Source organism: Shinella pollutisoli, assembly GCF_024609765.1.
In the GTDB taxonomy this organism is placed as follows: domain Bacteria; phylum Pseudomonadota; class Alphaproteobacteria; order Rhizobiales; family Rhizobiaceae; genus Shinella; species Shinella pollutisoli.
In genome coordinates this window covers 1-14,949 of sequence record NZ_JANFDG010000008.1, presented here as the reverse complement: position 1 = coordinate 14,949, position 14,949 = coordinate 1, and the positions used below count along the sequence as shown (strand labels likewise).

Genomic DNA, 14,949 nt, shown 5'->3' with positions numbered 1-14,949 from the left:
CACGTTTCGGCCTTCCAGCACCGTCCGCGGGGCGTGCAGCGGTGCGGGCGGCGGTCCGCGAAACTTCCCGGCACCGAACGCCCTTCGATCCCTCCTGCCGCACGTTCCGGAGGGAGACCGACGCCGGAAGCGCTTCGGCGCGGCGTGGCGTCGATCGATCATTTTAGCAGCCGCGCAAATTAAGCGTTAACCGCGATTCGGCGTGGCGCGGAACATCTCGTCTCCTGACCGATTTTCCGTAGCAGGATTGTCTGGCCGCAGCGGGCGGGATCGGCAGGGATGGCGATGGACCAGTTGGAAAGGCATCAGCTCGGAAGGCTTGGAAGGGCGGCGGTCGCGCTCGCGGAGAAAACACCGGATGCGATGCTGGCCATGGATGCGGACGGGCGCATCCGCTTCCGGAACCGCGCGGCGGAGGAGATGTTCGGGATGGACGGCGCGGGCGCGGCGGGCCGTCTCTTTTCGTCCCTGCTGACGGCGCGGTCATGGTCGGCGGTCGCGGGCGAGCTGGCGAAGGCGAGGGAGAACCCTCGCTGGAAGGGGCGCGTGCTCCGGGTGGAGGCCTGCCGGGGAGGAGGAGAGACGTTTCCCGCCGAGATGTCGCTCGCCGTATGGCGCGAGGATGAAGGGGACCGGTTCGGCGTCATCGTGCGCGACGTGACGCGGCGCGATTCCGATCGCGAGAGGCTTCGCTATCTCACCCATTTCGACCAGCTCACCGGCCTGCCCAACCGCACGCGCTTTCTGGAGCGGATCGAGGAGGAGCTGCGGGGAGGCCGCGCCTTCACGATCCTGAAGCTCGGGCTCGACCGGTTCAAGGAGATCAACGCCTCGCTGGGGCTTGCGGCGGGGGACGCGCTCCTGCGCCGCGCCGGCGAGCGCATCGCCGAGGCCGTGGGACCGGACGCCTTCGTCGCGCGGCTCGGGGCGGACGAGTTCGGTGTCCTGTGGTCGGGCAGCGATGACCCGATGCGGGCGCGGACCGTCGGCGAATACGTCCTGTCGGTGCTGACGCAGCCTTTCGACGTGGAAGGGACGAGCTGTCATGTCGGAGCCAGCATGGGCGTCGTGCTCTCGCCGGCGCTGGCGCGCTTCGACACCGCGGACGCCGCGCTGAAGAGCGGGCTGCTGGCCCTCCACGAGGCGAAGAAGGCGGGGGGACGGCGGATGGCGCTGTTTCGCCCGCAGCATGGCGAGGAGATGATCGAGCGCCGCAAGGTGGAGGAGGAACTCCACGAGGCCTTCGCCCGCCGCGAGTTCGAGCTCCTCTATCAGCCGCAGGTGAGGCTGCGCGACCGGCGCATCGTCGGGGCCGAGGCGCTCATCCGCTGGCGCCATCCGGTGCGCGGGCTGCTCTCCCCGACGAGCTTCCTGCACGTCCTGGAGGCGAGCGAGCTCGCCGGCCCGGTCGGCGGATGGGTGATCGCCGAAGGGTGCGCCTTCGCGGCGGAGCTCATGCACGCCGGCAAGCCGCTGCGCATCGGGGTCAACCTGTTCGGCACCCAGCTTCGCGACGGCAAGCTGGCGGACGTCGTCACCCGCAGCCTGGCGGCGAGCGCCCTTCCGGCGCATCTGCTCGAGCTCGAGATCACCGAGACCACCGTCCTGGGCCTCGACGGCGAGATGATCGGCCCGCTGCGGCAGCTGCGCGCGATGGGCGTGGGCATCGCCTTCGACGACTACGGGACCGGCTATGCGTCGCTTAGCCTGCTGAAGCGCTATCCGCTGACGCGACTGAAGATCGACCGGGAGTTCGTCCAGAATCTCGAAAGCGACCCGAGCGACGTCGCCATCATCAAGGCCGTCCTCGCCATGGCGAACGCCCTCGACCTCAACGTCATCGCGGAAGGCATGGAATCGGAGACCCAGGTCGCCGTCCTCGAGAAACTCGGCTGCAGGGAAGCGCAAGGATATCTCTTCGGCAAGCCGGTCGACAGGCACGCGTTCCGCCGGATGCTGCTGGGAACGGCAACGCCGGCGGCCGCATAGGAAAAGCCATGGCAACAGCCTCGACGCCCTCCCCGTCCTTCTCATCGCGTCTGTGGAGATTTCTGGTGCGCAATCGCTTCGCAATCCGCGATCTGGGCCTGCTGCTCGCCGCCGTCCTCGTCGCCGCCTATCTCGTGTTCGAGCTGCGCGTCCTGATGGACGCGGACACCGACACGTTCGAGGAGCAGAGCTTCGCCCTGCACGAGGTCCTGGTCTTCAGCACCGTCCTGTCCGTGGGGCTGCTGCTCTTCGCGTGGCGGCGGTATGCGGCCCTGAAACGGGAGGTGGCGCGCCGCGTCGCGGCCGAGCAGACCGCCCGGCAGCTCGCCTACCAGGATCCCCTGACGGGGCTGGCCAACCGCCGGCAGTTCGAGGAGGCGCTCCGGCAGGCGGCGGGCTCGCCGCCGGCGGCCGGCCATGTCCATGCCGTCCTCCTCCTCGACCTCAACGGCTTCAAGCAGATCAACGACACCTACGGGCACGGCGCCGGCGACGAGGTGCTGATCGTCGTCGCGCAGCGGCTGCTGCGCGACGTGCGCGAGAACGATCTGGTGGCGCGGCTCGGCGGCGACGAATTCATCGTGCTGGCGAGGCACCTGCTGGGGCCGGACGATGCCGCCAGCATCGCGCTGCGGATCATCCAGGGGCTTTCCGAGCCGGTCGCGGCCGGCACGGTCCGGCACCAGGTCGGCGCCGGCATCGGCGTGGCGCTGCTGCCGGACGACGCATCGACGGCGGACGAAGCCATCCGCAAGGCGGATCTCGCCCTCTATCGGGCGAAGGCGGAGCGGCGGTCGACGTTCCGGTTCTTCGAGGAGGACATGGACCGGCTCATGCGCGAGCGCGACCGCATCGAGCGGGACCTGCGGCAGGCGCTGGAGGAAAGCCGGATACAACCGCGCTTCCGCCCGTCGATCGACCTGAAATCGGGCCGCATCGTCGGGTTCGAGGCCGTGCCGAGCTGGAGGACGGCGACCGAGGAAGAGATCCCGCCGGAGCGGTTTCTGCCGATCGCCGAGGAAACGGGGCTCGGCCACCGCATAGCCGCCGACATCCTGAAGGCCTCCTGCGAGGCCGCCGCATGCTGGCCGCAGGAGGTCGCGCTGTCGATCGACATCCTGCCCTCCCAGCTGAAGGACCAGGACCTCAGCGCCAGCATCCTGCGCACGCTGGACGACGCCGGCTTCGCGCCGGAGCGCCTAGAGGTGGACGTGTCGGAGAACCTCGTCGTGCAGGACCTGAACGCGGCCAAGCGAACGCTCGCCCCGCTGAGGGCGGCGGGCGTCAGGATCGCCCTCGACAATTTCGGGACGGGCTATTCCAACCTCTACCACATGCAGGAATTCGGCATCGACAAGGTCAAGATCGACCGGCGCTTCGTCGAGAACATGGTCGAGGACGACGCCGCGCGGATGGTGCGCGCCCTCGCCGGCCTGGGACACGGCCTCGGCCTCTCCGTCAGCGCCGACGGCATCCCCGAAGACGCCGCCGGCCACCTCCTGCTCGCGTCCGGCATTCGCGAGGGCCAGCCGCAGAGCGGGCTCGTCTCGGCGGCGGAGGCGAGCGGCATGGTCGCCGGGTCCCGCGACCGGTTCGCCTACGGAGAGACCAGGTGACGCGGCCGCGCCTCCGGGCGGCGGAGGAAGCCGATACGTCCGGCCCGGCACCGATCCGCCGCCGTCGGTCCTCTTCGATCTCCGTCCGGGCGGGTGCCGGCCGCCGGGGGCCTTCCTTCGCCGTTAACCCTGTGGCAAAAGAACGCGCCGCCCCGCCATCTTCGCGGCGGATTTGCCGGCGAGGAGACGGTATCCATTCTCCGCCCGGCCGGGCGACGACGCGACAGGCATGACGAAACACACGATCTCCCTCTCCATGACATCCACGCTTCTCGCCCGCACCGCGGGCGACCAGTGGATCGTCATGCCCGCCGTCTCGGTCCGCACCGCCGCGACGGCGGTCGACGCCGGGGGCACGGCCGCCGACCGCTCGCTCGTCATCGACGGCACGGTGGCCTCGACGGGCGGCGACGCCGTGCTCTTCGGCCACGGCTCGATCGCCGCCAGGGCCGGCCTCGTCTCGATCAAGGCCGACGGCGTCGTTTCCGGCAAGCTCGCGGGCCTCGTCGCCGCCGGCGCCGGCCTCGTCGTCCACAACGAGGGCACGCTGTCGGGCGGCACGCTCGGCGCCGGCCTCTCGGGCGCGGGCCTGAACCTCACCAATCGCGGCTCGCTCCTCTCCGCCGGCCTCGGCGTGACCGCGAGCGGCAACGACGCGCTCGTCACCAATCACGGCCTCCTGCGCAGCGTCGGCGATGCGCTCTCCGTGAAGGGCAAGGGCGCGATCCTCACCAATTACGGCGATATCCGCTCCACCGCCGGCGACGGCATTGCGAGCGCCGGCACGAAGGCGATCGTCACCAACAGCGGCACGGTCGACGCGCGGCTGGACGCGCTGGCCGTGACGGGAAGCGGCGCGACGATCACCAACAACGGCAGGATCGTCTCGCGCGCGGACGAGGGCCTCGTCGTCACCGGCGCGAAGGCGGTCCTCTCGAACAACGGCACGATCTCCGCGCAGAAGGACGCCGTGCGCCTCGACGGGGCGGGGGTGACCTTCGCCAACCACAAGACCCTCGCCTCGACGGCGGGCGAGGCGCTGGACGTCTCCGCCTCCGCCGCGCGCATCACCAACAACGGCACGATGAAGGGCGCGTCCGGCGTGCTGGTCGACGGCGCCGCCGCGGTGCTGGTGAACAACGGCACGGTGACGGCGACCGCCGCCAAGGGCATCGCCGTGGCGCTGGCCGGTCCGGGCCGGAACGTGTTTTCCAACAACGGCACGCTCAAGGCCGAGGGGCTCGCCTTCAAGGGCGGCGGCGGTGCGGAGACCGTGACCAACAACGGCACGATCCGCGGCAAGGTCGATCTCGGCGCCGGCAACGACGTCTTCGACACGCGCGGCGGCAAGGTGACGGGCTCCGTCGCCGGCGGCAAGGGCAACGACACCTATCTCGTCGCCGATGCGAAGCTCGCCCTCGTCGAAAGGGCGGGGCAGGGCAGCGACACCGTCCAGTCCGCCGTCAGCTACAGGCTCGGGGCGAATATCGAGAAGCTCGTCCTCCTCGGCAGCGCCGGCCTCGACGGCACCGGCAACGGCCTCGACAACGTGCTGATCGGCAACGGCGGCGCCAACCGGCTCTCCGGCGGCGCCGGCAGGGACGTCCTCGACGGCGGCAGGGGCAACGACACGCTGAAGGGCGGCACCGGCAGGGACAGTCTGGTCGGCGGCGCGGGCGCGGACACGCTCTACGGCGGAACGGGTGCGGACACGTTCGTCTTCAGGTCGGTCAAGGATTCGACGGTGTCGGCTTCCGGCCGCGACACGATCCACGACTTCTCGCGCAAGCAGGGCGACAGGATCGACCTCGGCGCGATCGACGCGAACGCCAAGGCCGGCGGCGACCAGGCCTTCACCTTCATCGGCGCGCAGAAGTTCGACGGGAAGGCGGGCGAGCTGCGCTACGAGAAGAAGGGCGGCGACACCTTCGTCCACGGCGATATCGACGGCGACGGGACCGCGGACTTCTCCATCAAGGTCGACGGTTCTCTCAATCTGACGAAGGCCGACTTCCTGCTGTAGCGCGCCGGGGAGGCATGACAGCCGGGGAAGAAGGGCCTGGCCTAGCCGGCCGCCCGGGCAAGCGCTTCTTCCGCCCATTGGTTGAGGCTCTTTCCGGAGAGCTCGGCCGCGATGGCCGCCCGGCGGTGAACATCGGGGCTGACCCGAAACATCATCTTGCCGGAATAGGGCTTCCGAGGCTCCTTGCCGGCCGTGGCGCAGGCTTCGAGATAATCGTCCACGGCCTCGCGGAAAGCCTCCTTCAGCCCTGCGACGGTATCGGAATGGAAGCCGACCACATCATCGATGCCGGCGATCCGGCCGAAGAAGATTTCATCCTCGCTGTCGAATTCGATGCGAGCGCTATAGCCATTGTAAGTCATGACGTTGGTCATGGCGTCACTCCTATGAGGGTGAGGAATTCGCGAGCGTCCTTGACCTGGTAACATTTGGCTTCCTTGTCCGGATGAGGGTGGTGGAAGCCGGCGACGTTGCCGTCCTTCACAAACCGAACATGGGGGCCGTTACCTTTAACGACTTCGCAGCCAGCAGCGACAAGAAGGCTCTCGATGTCGGCCCATTCGATCGTTCCCGAAGCCGGGCTCCTGAATACGGCCGCCAGGGTCTTCTTCTGCTTGCTGTTCATGCTAGCAATATAAGTCTTTGCGGTATATGCGCAAGCAGATTTTGCTAGCATCAGGTCCCCGACCGATGCCGACCGTCATTCATTCCATTTTACCTCGAGGTGCCCGCCAAGGGCCAAGACGCCACGGCTGATGGCCCTGAAATTCGGAGATTTGGTGCGATACCCGCGCGTCTGAAAGTAGCGTTTGGTGCCAGCCTCTTCATCCGCATCACGCATCGTCCAGTTCACGTCGTAGCAGCGGCAACGAAACTGATCGAGTGCGGGGACGCCCGTGATTTTATAGGGCTTCTTCTTTCGATGGTATCCGTAGTATCGGGCGGCCGCCTGGATATTGCGCCAATCCACCCCCGGAAATTCCCGGCAGATTATCTCTTTCGACGCCTCGGGGTAGAGTTTTCTCAGCTTCTGGCGGGCCGGCCATTCCCATGATTGACGGGGCTTAACCAGCCCGAGCTTTCGACAACGAGCCTGAATGGCAATGCGGGAACGGCCATTGAGAATCTGATAGAGGGCGAAGTAGTCGGGATGAAACAACCGGCAGATCAAATCCTCTTCCTCGGCCCATAGCCGATGTCCGCTTATGGAGAAACCGGTTCGCAGCATCCTGGCGCGGGCGCGCTCTGCCGACGCCACATTACGGGCAAGGTGGGTAAAATCCATTGATAAAGCCTGCTTTAGGCCGTTACGGCTTCTTGACCTTCATAACCCGATAGGAATTAAACGTCCCCGACTTGTCGGTAAATACATCCACCACCGCCCTGGGAAGGCCATTCAACTCCCTCAGCTTGTAGGCCAGATGCGCAAAGTCGAGCTTTAGCCTTTCAATCTCGCTTGCCCGAACCTCGACAATCCGTGCTTCTATTTCAGCTTTTTGGCGGAGAAGGTCATCAAGCTCAGACATTAAAATACCTCGGCTGAGTGGCAATCCGAGTCTTTTCTATGAAGCCAGCCGGCCGCGCCACTCTCATTCGCTCGCGGCCTTTCTGTCGATTTAAGAGACATGCTTCGCTGTCTCGTTGCGAGGCAAGAACGGGTGAAAAATTGATATTTCGATCATGTGAGCGCCGGCGATTTTTGTCAGGCAAGCTTAGTAGGCACTGTAGGCACCCCGTCTGCCTGAATTGGGGCCATCGACCTTTGCGCACTTATGGAACTGCTACTAGTTTCCTTCCAGCGGAAAGGTGGACGCAGAGGTGGAACGAGCGGAATAGAATCCGGCCAGCATATTGATTTAAATCATATTTCAACAAGGAAATGGTGCCCCATGCCGGAATCGAACCAGCACTCCTTTCGGAACTCGATTTTGAGTCGAGCGCGTCTACCAGTTCCGCCAATGGGGCACGGTGCGGCAGCGATTGCCGTTTACACGAAGGCCGGGCAGGCGGCAACGGGCAAATGCGGCGCGGGGTGCGACGATCACATGTCCGTGCGGTGATTTACAACGGCGCCGCACCTGATAGAACTGCCCGCCGTCCGGCCACGGCATCGGCCGGCCGATCCGGAAGGCTCCCATGACCGCATCGCTTACCCTTTCCCGCAAGACCAGCGCCGTCCTCCTTGCGCTCGGCATGGCCGCGACCGTCGGCGGCGCGCTCGCCTTCGAGCATGTCGGCGGCTACATCCCCTGCGCGCTCTGCCTGCTGCAGCGCGATCCCTATTATTACGGCATCCCGGTCGCCGTCGCCGCCGCCCTTTCGGCCGCCCTCGGCGGGCCGGCCTGGCTGACGCGCGGGCTTCTTGCGATCGTCGGCATCACGATGCTCGTCGGTGCGGGCATGGGCGTCTATCACGCCGGCGTCGAATGGGGCTTCTGGGAAGGCCCGGCCACCTGCGCGACGACGGCCCAGGCCGTCACGCAGGATGCCGGCGACCTCCTCGCCGACCTCAACGCCAAGCACGGGCCGTCCTGCACGGAGGCGTCGCTGCGCGTCCTCGGCCTCTCCTTCGCCGGCTGGAACGTGATCGCGAGCCTCATCCTCGCCGCGATCGCCTTTGCGGGCGTGCGGTCGGCCAAGGCCTGAAAAGCCGGAGCCCGGTCAGGGCTGGAGCTCGACGTTCCAGTAGAGGTAGTCCATCCAGCTCTCGTGCAGATAGTTGGGTGGAAACAGTCGCCCGTTGTTGTGCAGATCCTGAACCGTCGGTTGATAGGGCTTCTGCTGCGGGAACATGCCCGCCTGTCGCGGCAGCTTGCTGCCTTTCCTCAGGTTGCAGGGGGAGCAGGCGGCGACCACGTTCTGCCAGGTCGTCTCGCCGCCGTGGGCGCGCGGGATGACGTGGTCGAAGGTGAGGTCGTCCGGCGACCCGCAATACTGGCATTCGAACCGGTCGCGCAGGAACACGTTGAACCGGGTGAAGGCCGGGTGGCGCGAGGGCTGCACGTAGGTCTTGAGGCTCACGACGCTCGGCAGGCGCATCGTGAAGCTGGGGGACGAGACCGAATGGTCGTATTCGGCGATGATGTTTACGCGGTCGAGAAACACGGCCTTGATCGCGTCCTGCCAGGACCAAAGCGACAAGGGATAATAACTCAGCGGCCGGTAGTCGGCGTTCAGCACGAGCGCCGGCAGGGCCTGCGGTGAAACAGAAATCGTCAAGGGCGTCTCCTGAGCGATTCAGCATCTGCCCCTGTATATTAGGTCCGTTGTTACAGCATTGTGAAGCCGGAAAGAAAAGGCAAAACACAAGTTTCCGCCTCGCCGGCCATCGGTCAGCCCTCGAGGACCGGCACGGTTTCGCGCCGCATCTGCCGGGCGTAATAGGCCCAGAACAGCCGGGCGGAAACGCCGCGCCAGGGCGACCAGGCGGCGGCGATCCGGTCGAGCTCGGACGGCGTCGGGCGGGTGGGGAGGCCGAGCCCGTGGGCGACGGCGTTCTGCAACGCCACGTCGCCGGACGGGAAGATGTCGGGATAGCCGCCGCAGAAGAGCAGGTAGACCTCCGCCGTCCAGCGGCCGACGCCCTTCACCGCCGTCAGGAGGCGGATCGCCGTCTCCGGCTCCATCCGGCAGAGCGCGTCGAGGTCGAGCGCGCCGCGGTCGACGGCCTCGGCCGCGCGGCGCAGCGTCTCCGCCTTGGCGCGCGAGAGGCCGGCGGTGCGGCAGTCGGCATCGGTGAGGCCGAGGATGCGGTGCGGCGTGATCTCGCCGGCGATCTCCTCCAGCCGGCGCCAGATCGCGTCGGCGCTCGCGCGCGAGACCATCTGCGCCACGACGATGCCGGCGAGGCCGCGATAGCCGGGCGGGAGGCGGCGCAGCGGCACGGGGCCGGCCTTGTCGATGACGGAGAAGAGGCGCGCGTCGAGGAGGGCGAGGTCGACGAGACCCGCCGCGACATCCGCTTCCGTCACGATCCTGTGCAACTGCATGCGTTCACGGGCTCCGACCCGCCTGGGAAGACGCTTGACGCTTTTCCCGCAATCGCTCCCGTGCCAGAAGACCGCATGGAAACCGCTTTGTCAAAGAAACGCGTCTTTCGCTTCGCGCCGAGCCCGAACGGGCTGCTCCACCTCGGCCATGCCCTGTCGGCGATCCTCAACCACGATCTCGCCGCCGCCTGCGGCGGGCGCTTCCTGCTGCGCATCGAGGACGTCGACCCCGCCCGCTCGCGGCCGGAATTCGAGGCGGCGATCTACCGGGACCTCGCCTGGCTCGGGCTCGACTGGGAGACGCCGGTGCGGCGGCAGTCGGAGCATCTCGGCTTCTATGCCGAGGCGCTGGAGGGGCTGAAGGCGCGCGGGCTCGTCTATCCGGGCTTCCTCAGCCGGGCGGAGGTGCGCGCCCGGGCCGCCGCGCGCGAGGCGGCGGGCGGCGCGTGGCCGCGCGACCCGGACGGCGCGCCGCTCTATCCGACGGAGGAGCGCGATCTCGACCGGCAGGCGGCGCTGGCGCGGATCGCCGCCGGCGCGCAGCACGCCTGGCGGCTCGACATGGACAAGGCGCTGGCGCTGATGCCGGGACCGCTCGACTGGCGCGAGGAGGGGGAGGGGCCGGACGGCGAGACGGGCGCGGTGGCGGCGCGGCCGGAGCGCTGGGGCGACGTCATGCTGTCGCGGCCCGACGCGCCGGTAAGCTACCACCTCGCCGTTGTGCTGGACGATGCGGCGCAGGGGATCACCGACGTGGTGCGCGGGCAGGACCTCTTCCATGCGACGGCCGTGCACCGGCTCCTGCAGGCGCTGCTCGGCCTGCCCGCGCCGCGCTACCGGCATCACGGGCTGGTGCCGGGGCCGGACGGGAAGAAGCTTTCGAAGAGCAACCGGGACACGGGGATCTCCGCCTACCGGGAAAGGGGCGCCTCACCGGCGGACATCCGCGCCCTGCTCGCGGGCTATGGCTTCGTCCTCCATTGAGGCCTCCTCCACGGCCGCCTTGCGCACGCCGCGGATGCGGTCGAGGATCAGGTGCTTGACGCGGTATTTCATCAGCGCCGCGTTGATCTCCGCGCCGATGATGAAGATCGCGCCGATGATGTAGAGGAAGACCAGCGCGATCATGATCGAGGCCAGCCCCGCATAGGTGGAGACGTAGTTGGCGAAGGTCGCGAGGTAGGAGGCGAAGGCATAGGCGCCGATGCCCCAGAGCAGGAGCGTCAGGCAGATGCCCGGCAGCACGTCGGCGATCTTGCGGCGGCCGGCGGGAAGCAGCAGGTGCGAGGCGAGGAGGCCGAGGAAGAGCACGCCGATGGTGCCGACCAACGCCCAGTCCGCGACCGTGGCATAGAGGTGGGACAGCCAGGGCATCCAGTCGTCCGTCTTGCGCACGGCGAGCGGGGCGGCGACCAGCGCGATGCTGATGACGGCGAGGATCAGCACGCCGACGACGACGAAGCCGAGGCTCGCGAGCCGCGTCGTGTACCAGTAGCGCGTCTCGGCGACCCGGTAGGCGCGGTTGAGCGAGACGCGCAGCGCCTCCACCCCGTTCGAGGCGAAATAGGCGGCGGCGAGCACCGAGATCGTCAGCAGTCCGCCGCGCGGGATGGTGAGGACGGCGACGACCTCGCGCGAGATCGGCTCGGCGATCGATTCCGGCCAGGTGTCGAAGATGAGATGCACGGCCGTGTCGGCGAACTGGTCGGCGCCGAGGAAGGAGCCGAGCGCGGTGCCGAAGATCAGGAAGGGGAAGAGCGCCAGGAGCGTCGACAACGCGACATGGCTCGCCATCGCCCAGCCGTCATCCTCGGAAAAGTGCCAGATGGCGTCGAAGACGACCTTGTAGAGAAGGCGGATGGCAGTCGGCATCGGCAAGCGTCCGTTCATTCTTCGGCCCGGGGCGGGCGTCTTCAGATCCGTCTTGCGCAATCGGCGGCGAGCAAGGCCGCTGCGCAGGTTCGCCGGAATCGCGCCGGCAATTGTCAGTCCCCGATGAATATGGGAAACCGTGCGAAGATGTACAGGAAAGCGCCATGCCGTCTCAACCCGATGACAGAACTTCGCCGAGCATCCTGATCACCGGCTGCTCCTCCGGCATCGGCGCCCATTGCGCCCGCGCGCTGAAGAAGGACGGCTGGCGGGTCTTCGCCACGGTGCGGCGCGAGGCGGACCGGGCGTCGCTCGACGCCGACGGCATCGAGACCTTCCTGATGGACTACACGAAGGGGGAGACGATCGCCGCACTGGTCGACGACGTGCTGGCGCTGACCGGCGGCCGGCTCGACGCGCTCTTCAACAACGGCGCCTACGGGCAGGGCGGGGCGGTCGAGGACCTGCCCGTCGAGGCGCTGCGCGAGCAGTTCGAGACCAACGTCTTCGGCTGGCACGATCTCACGCGCCGCCTGGTGCCGGTGATGCGGCGCCAGGGGCACGGGCGGATCGTGCAGTGCTCGTCGATCCTCGGGCTGGTGCCCTATCGCTGGCGCGGGGCCTACAACGCCTCGAAATTCGCGCTCGAAGGCCTGTCGCTGACGCTGCGCATGGAGCTTGCCGGCTCCGGCGTGCATGTCAGCCTGATCGAGCCGGGGCCGATCGAATCGCGCTTCACGGCCAATGCGCTCGCGGCGATCGAGCGGCACATCGACGTCGAGAACTCCGTGCATGCGCGCGCCTATCGCGGCCAGCTCCGGCGGCTCAGGGGCGAGGGCAGGCCGGCGCGCGGCAAGCTCGGGCCGGAGGCGGTCTGCAAGGCGCTGCGGCACGCGCTGACGGCGAAGGCGCCGAAGCCGCATTACGTCGTCACGCGGCCGGCGAAGGAGGGCGTGCTGCTCAAGCGCCTGCTGCCGGCGGCGCTGTTCTACCGGCTGGTCGGAAAACTGAGCTGAGGGGACGAAACCGGAAACCGCGTGCTATTTGCGGCAGGCGCCCTATCTGCTAGAGCAAACCCGGCAAGTGCGCAGCGCTCGCGCTTCGGCACTTGCATGAATCAAACCCGGATCGTTCGGACATGTCCTCCTTCTTCACCTTCCTGACCCTGCTCGTGATGGGGCTCGTCGCCCTCGTGCTGGTGCGCGGCCTCGTCAACATGGCGAGGGGCGGCAGCGGCAACACGTCCAACAAGCTGATGCAGTTGCGCGTGCTCCTGCAGGCGATCGCCATCGTGCTGATCATGCTGACGCTGTGGATCACCGGAGGCGGACGCTGATGGTCAGGATCAACAGGATCTACACCCGCACCGGCGACAAGGGCACGACCGGGCTCGTCGCCGGCCCGCGGCGCAAGAAGCACGACCTGCGCGTCGCCTCCTACGGCGAGGTGGACGAGACCAATTGCTGCGTCGGCCTCGCCCGCCAGCATCTTTCCGCCGAGCCCGCGCTCGACGCCATGCTGATGCGCATCCAGAACGACCTGTTCGACCTCGGCGCCGACCTCGCCAACCCGGAGACCGGCAAGCCGCTCGACTACGAGCCGCTGCGCATCGTCCAGTCCCAGGTCGACCGGCTGGAGGGCGAGATCGACCTCCTCAACGCCGATCTCGAGCCGCTGCGCTCCTTCGTGCTGCCGGGCGGCACGCCGGCGGCCGCCGCCCTGCATCTCGCCCGCACCGTGGCGCGCCGGGCCGAGCGGCGCATCGTCGCGCTGCGCGACCAGGAGGGCGAGACGGTCTCCGACGTGGCGCTCGCCTACATCAACCGGCTGTCGGACTTCCTCTTCGTCGCCGCGCGCTGGATCAACGACCGGGGACGCAGCGACATATTGTGGGTGCCGGGCAAGAACAGGTAAGCTCGCATCCCAAGGCACCGGGCGCTCGGGGGATAGATGTTCATACCGCTGCACGACGCGAACTCCCTGAAATACATCAAGGTGCAATATGTCACGATCGGGCTGATCGCGGTGAACGTCGCGGTCTGGCTGGTGACGGGGCTCGCCTCGACGCAGGACGTCGCCGACGCCGCGGTGGTCGGGCTCGGCTACATCCCCGCCGTCGCCTTCGACTTCGCCGACCTGGAGCCGGCGCTCGTCCTCGTGCCGGAGGACGCGACCTACGTCACCTATGCCTTCCTGCACGGCGATTTCATGCATCTCGCCTCGAACATGCTGTTCCTCTGGGTGTTCGGCGACAATGTCGAGGACGCGCTCGGGCATTTCCGCTTCCTGCTGTTCTACCTCGCCTGCGCGGCGGCGGGCGCGCTCGCCCACGGCCTCCTCGAGCCGCAATCGGAGGCGCCGCTGATCGGCGCCTCGGGCGCCGTGTCGGGGGTGGTCGCGGCCTATCTGCTGCTGCATCCGAAGATCCGCGTCTGGGTGCTGGTGCTGTTCCGCGTGCCGCTGCGCCTTCCCGCCGCCGTGCCGATCGCGCTGTGGATCGCCCAGCAGTTCTACATGCTGGCCGTCGACGGCGAGCACGGCATCTCCTGGGGCGCCCATGTCGGCGGCATCCTGGCGGGGGCGGCGCTGGTCATGGTGATGCGCCGGCGCGGCGTGCCGCTTTTCGACCGGGTCATCGTCACGCCCGAAGCGGTGCGCCATGCCGACGCCGGGCCGGCGGCGACCGAGGAGGGAGGCGCGCGCGGCTCCGTCCCGCCGACCCACTGGGGACGCTGAACCGCCGCCGGGTTTTCCCCGCCGTGTCGCGCATGGAACATTGTATTTGGGGAAAAAATGCGTATCGATGTCGCCCATCGGCAAACAGGGCGCTCCCGGAAGGCGCATCCTCCCCGCGGGCATTCGAAGGAAGGAACTCATGAAGATTCTCGTGCCAGTGAAACGCGTCGTGGACTACAACGTGAAGATCCGTGTTAGGGCGGACGGCACGGGAGTGGAGCTTGCGAACGTGAAGATGTCGATGAACCCGTTCGACGAGATCTCGGTCGAGGAGGGGCTGCGGCTGAAGGAGGCCGGCAAGGCGTCTGAGGTGGTGGTGGTGTCGATCGGTCCTGCGAAGGCGGAGGAGACGCTGAGGACGGCGCTCGCCATGGGCGCCGACCGGGCGGTGCTGGTGGAGACGGACGACGCGGTAGAGCCGCTGGCGGTCGCCAAGATCCTGAAGGGCGTGGCGGAAGCCGAGCAGCCGGGGCTGGTCATCGTCGGCAAGCAGGCGATCGACGACGATTCGAACCAGACCGGCCAGATGCTGTCTGCGCTGCTCGGCTGGGCGCAGGCGACCTTCGCCTCCAAGGTCGAGATCGGCGACGGCTCGGCGAACGTGACGCGCGAGGTCGACGGCGGCCTGCAGACGATCTCGGTCAAGCTTCCGGCGGTGGTCACCACCGACCTGCGCCTCAACGAGCCGCGCTATGCGTCGCTTCCGAACATCATGAAGGCGAAG

17 protein-coding genes and 1 tRNA gene are annotated in these 14,949 nt (G+C 67.7%); 10 read left to right on the top strand and 8 right to left on the bottom strand.

The window, feature by feature from the left end:
* The first annotated feature begins 279 nt into the window (after nt 1-279).
* The 3 genes from NNZ72_RS08370 to NNZ72_RS08360 all read left to right on the top strand — a co-directional run bounded on the left by NNZ72_RS08370 (nt 280) and on the right by NNZ72_RS08360 (nt 5,628).
* Nucleotides 280-1,989 (top strand): putative bifunctional diguanylate cyclase/phosphodiesterase, encoded by a 1,710-nt coding sequence (locus NNZ72_RS08370; RefSeq protein WP_306766235.1) that lies wholly within the window; start codon nt 280-282, stop codon nt 1,987-1,989.
* A 65-nt stretch (nt 1,990-2,054) separates the two neighbouring features.
* Nucleotides 2,055-3,605: a putative bifunctional diguanylate cyclase/phosphodiesterase gene (locus NNZ72_RS08365; RefSeq protein WP_257314831.1), complete on the top strand. Its 1,551-nt coding sequence runs from the start codon at nt 2,055-2,057 to the stop codon at nt 3,603-3,605.
* A gap of 229 nt (nt 3,606-3,834) precedes the next feature.
* Nucleotides 3,835-5,628 (top strand): calcium-binding protein, encoded by a 1,794-nt coding sequence (locus tag NNZ72_RS08360; protein ID WP_257314830.1) that lies wholly within the window; start codon nt 3,835-3,837, stop codon nt 5,626-5,628.
* Between the two features lie 41 nt (nt 5,629-5,669).
* On the opposite strand, the gene NNZ72_RS08355 is transcribed toward NNZ72_RS08360, so the two are convergent.
* From NNZ72_RS08355 to NNZ72_RS08335, 5 genes are all read right to left on the bottom strand, one after another.
* Nucleotides 5,670-6,002 (bottom strand): type II toxin-antitoxin system HicB family antitoxin, encoded by a 333-nt coding sequence (locus NNZ72_RS08355; protein WP_257314829.1) that lies wholly within the window; start codon nt 6,000-6,002, stop codon nt 5,670-5,672.
* Nucleotides 5,999-6,253 (bottom strand): type II toxin-antitoxin system HicA family toxin, encoded by a 255-nt coding sequence (locus tag NNZ72_RS08350; protein ID WP_257314828.1) that lies wholly within the window; start codon nt 6,251-6,253, stop codon nt 5,999-6,001. Before NNZ72_RS08350 ends, NNZ72_RS08355 begins: the two co-directional genes overlap by 4 nt.
* Before the next feature lie 75 nt (nt 6,254-6,328).
* Nucleotides 6,329-6,913, bottom strand: a complete 585-nt coding sequence (locus NNZ72_RS08345; protein WP_257314827.1) for a hypothetical protein — start codon at nt 6,911-6,913, stop codon at nt 6,329-6,331.
* A gap of 22 nt (nt 6,914-6,935) precedes the next feature.
* Entirely contained in the window at nt 6,936-7,154 is a 219-nt protein-coding gene (locus NNZ72_RS08340; protein ID WP_257314826.1) for a hypothetical protein, read from the bottom strand.
* A gap of 354 nt (nt 7,155-7,508) precedes the next feature.
* Nucleotides 7,509-7,593 (bottom strand) — tRNA-Leu (locus NNZ72_RS08335).
* Nucleotides 7,594-7,764: 171 nt separating this feature from the next.
* On the opposite strand from NNZ72_RS08335, the gene NNZ72_RS08330 reads away from it, so the two are divergent.
* Complete coding sequence (locus tag NNZ72_RS08330) at nt 7,765-8,274, top strand: disulfide bond formation protein B (RefSeq protein WP_257314825.1); 510 nt, start codon at nt 7,765-7,767, stop codon at nt 8,272-8,274.
* Between the two features lie 15 nt (nt 8,275-8,289).
* Here the strand turns inward: NNZ72_RS08330 and NNZ72_RS08325 are convergent, their stop codons facing one another.
* Together NNZ72_RS08325 and NNZ72_RS08320 are read right to left on the bottom strand one after the other, a co-directional pair.
* On the bottom strand, nt 8,290-8,847 hold the full coding sequence (locus tag NNZ72_RS08325; RefSeq protein ID WP_257314824.1) for an HNH endonuclease: 558 nt from the start codon (nt 8,845-8,847) through the stop codon (nt 8,290-8,292).
* A gap of 113 nt (nt 8,848-8,960) precedes the next feature.
* Entirely contained in the window at nt 8,961-9,617 is a 657-nt protein-coding gene (locus tag NNZ72_RS08320; protein WP_257314823.1) for a DNA-3-methyladenine glycosylase family protein, read from the bottom strand.
* 75 nt (nt 9,618-9,692) lie between these two features.
* Between NNZ72_RS08320 and gluQRS the strand changes: the two genes are divergently transcribed.
* A complete protein-coding gene (gluQRS, locus tag NNZ72_RS08315) occupies nt 9,693-10,601 on the top strand; it encodes a tRNA glutamyl-Q(34) synthetase GluQRS (RefSeq protein WP_257314822.1) in 909 nt (302 codons plus the stop codon).
* On the opposite strand, the gene NNZ72_RS08310 is transcribed toward gluQRS, so the two are convergent.
* Entirely contained in the window at nt 10,548-11,489 is a 942-nt protein-coding gene (locus NNZ72_RS08310; protein ID WP_257314821.1) for a YihY/virulence factor BrkB family protein, read from the bottom strand. The genes gluQRS and NNZ72_RS08310 overlap by 54 nt on opposite strands.
* Before the next feature lie 164 nt (nt 11,490-11,653).
* Between NNZ72_RS08310 and NNZ72_RS08305 the strand changes: the two genes are divergently transcribed.
* From NNZ72_RS08305 to NNZ72_RS08285, 5 genes are all read left to right on the top strand, one after another.
* Nucleotides 11,654-12,505 carry an SDR family oxidoreductase gene (locus NNZ72_RS08305; RefSeq protein WP_257314820.1) on the top strand — a complete coding sequence of 284 codons (852 nt, stop codon included), beginning with the start codon at nt 11,654-11,656 and terminating at the stop codon, nt 12,503-12,505.
* 122 nt (nt 12,506-12,627) lie between these two features.
* Nucleotides 12,628-12,825, top strand: a complete 198-nt coding sequence (locus NNZ72_RS08300; protein ID WP_257314819.1) for a twin transmembrane helix small protein — start codon at nt 12,628-12,630, stop codon at nt 12,823-12,825.
* A complete protein-coding gene (locus NNZ72_RS08295) occupies nt 12,825-13,403 on the top strand; it encodes a cob(I)yrinic acid a,c-diamide adenosyltransferase (protein ID WP_257314818.1) in 579 nt (192 codons plus the stop codon). The genes NNZ72_RS08300 and NNZ72_RS08295 overlap by 1 nt, the downstream gene beginning before the upstream one ends.
* A 36-nt stretch (nt 13,404-13,439) precedes the next feature.
* Nucleotides 13,440-14,225, top strand: a complete 786-nt coding sequence (locus tag NNZ72_RS08290; protein WP_257314817.1) for a rhomboid family intramembrane serine protease — start codon at nt 13,440-13,442, stop codon at nt 14,223-14,225.
* Nucleotides 14,226-14,364: 139 nt separating this feature from the next.
* The coding region (locus NNZ72_RS08285; protein ID WP_257314816.1) for an electron transfer flavoprotein subunit beta/FixA family protein at nt 14,365-14,949 on the top strand (585 nt) is incomplete at its 3' end.

Bases quoted from the DNA above. Each gene is read 5' to 3' on its own strand.
- NNZ72_RS08345 (WP_257314827.1), bottom strand. From the start codon at position 6,913: ATGGATTTTACCCACCTTGCCCGTAATGTGGCGTCGGCAGAGCGCGCC.
- NNZ72_RS08370 (WP_306766235.1), top strand. From the start codon at position 280: ATGGCGATGGACCAGTTGGAAAGGCATCAGCTCGGAAGGCTTGGAAGG.
- NNZ72_RS08305 (WP_257314820.1), top strand. From the start codon at position 11,654: ATGCCGTCTCAACCCGATGACAGAACTTCGCCGAGCATCCTGATCACC.
- NNZ72_RS08290 (WP_257314817.1), top strand. From the start codon at position 13,440: ATGTTCATACCGCTGCACGACGCGAACTCCCTGAAATACATCAAGGTG.
- gluQRS (WP_257314822.1), top strand. From the start codon at position 9,693: ATGGAAACCGCTTTGTCAAAGAAACGCGTCTTTCGCTTCGCGCCGAGC.
- NNZ72_RS08300 (WP_257314819.1), top strand. From the start codon at position 12,628: ATGTCCTCCTTCTTCACCTTCCTGACCCTGCTCGTGATGGGGCTCGTC.
- NNZ72_RS08310 (WP_257314821.1), bottom strand. From the start codon at position 11,489: ATGCCGACTGCCATCCGCCTTCTCTACAAGGTCGTCTTCGACGCCATC.
- NNZ72_RS08350 (WP_257314828.1), bottom strand. From the start codon at position 6,253: ATGAACAGCAAGCAGAAGAAGACCCTGGCGGCCGTATTCAGGAGCCCG.
- NNZ72_RS08295 (WP_257314818.1), top strand. From the start codon at position 12,825: ATGGTCAGGATCAACAGGATCTACACCCGCACCGGCGACAAGGGCACG.
- NNZ72_RS08330 (WP_257314825.1), top strand. From the start codon at position 7,765: ATGACCGCATCGCTTACCCTTTCCCGCAAGACCAGCGCCGTCCTCCTT.
- NNZ72_RS08360 (WP_257314830.1), top strand. From the start codon at position 3,835: ATGACGAAACACACGATCTCCCTCTCCATGACATCCACGCTTCTCGCC.
- NNZ72_RS08340 (WP_257314826.1), bottom strand. From the start codon at position 7,154: ATGTCTGAGCTTGATGACCTTCTCCGCCAAAAAGCTGAAATAGAAGCA.
- NNZ72_RS08355 (WP_257314829.1), bottom strand. From the start codon at position 6,002: ATGACCAACGTCATGACTTACAATGGCTATAGCGCTCGCATCGAATTC.
- NNZ72_RS08320 (WP_257314823.1), bottom strand. From the start codon at position 9,617: ATGCAGTTGCACAGGATCGTGACGGAAGCGGATGTCGCGGCGGGTCTC.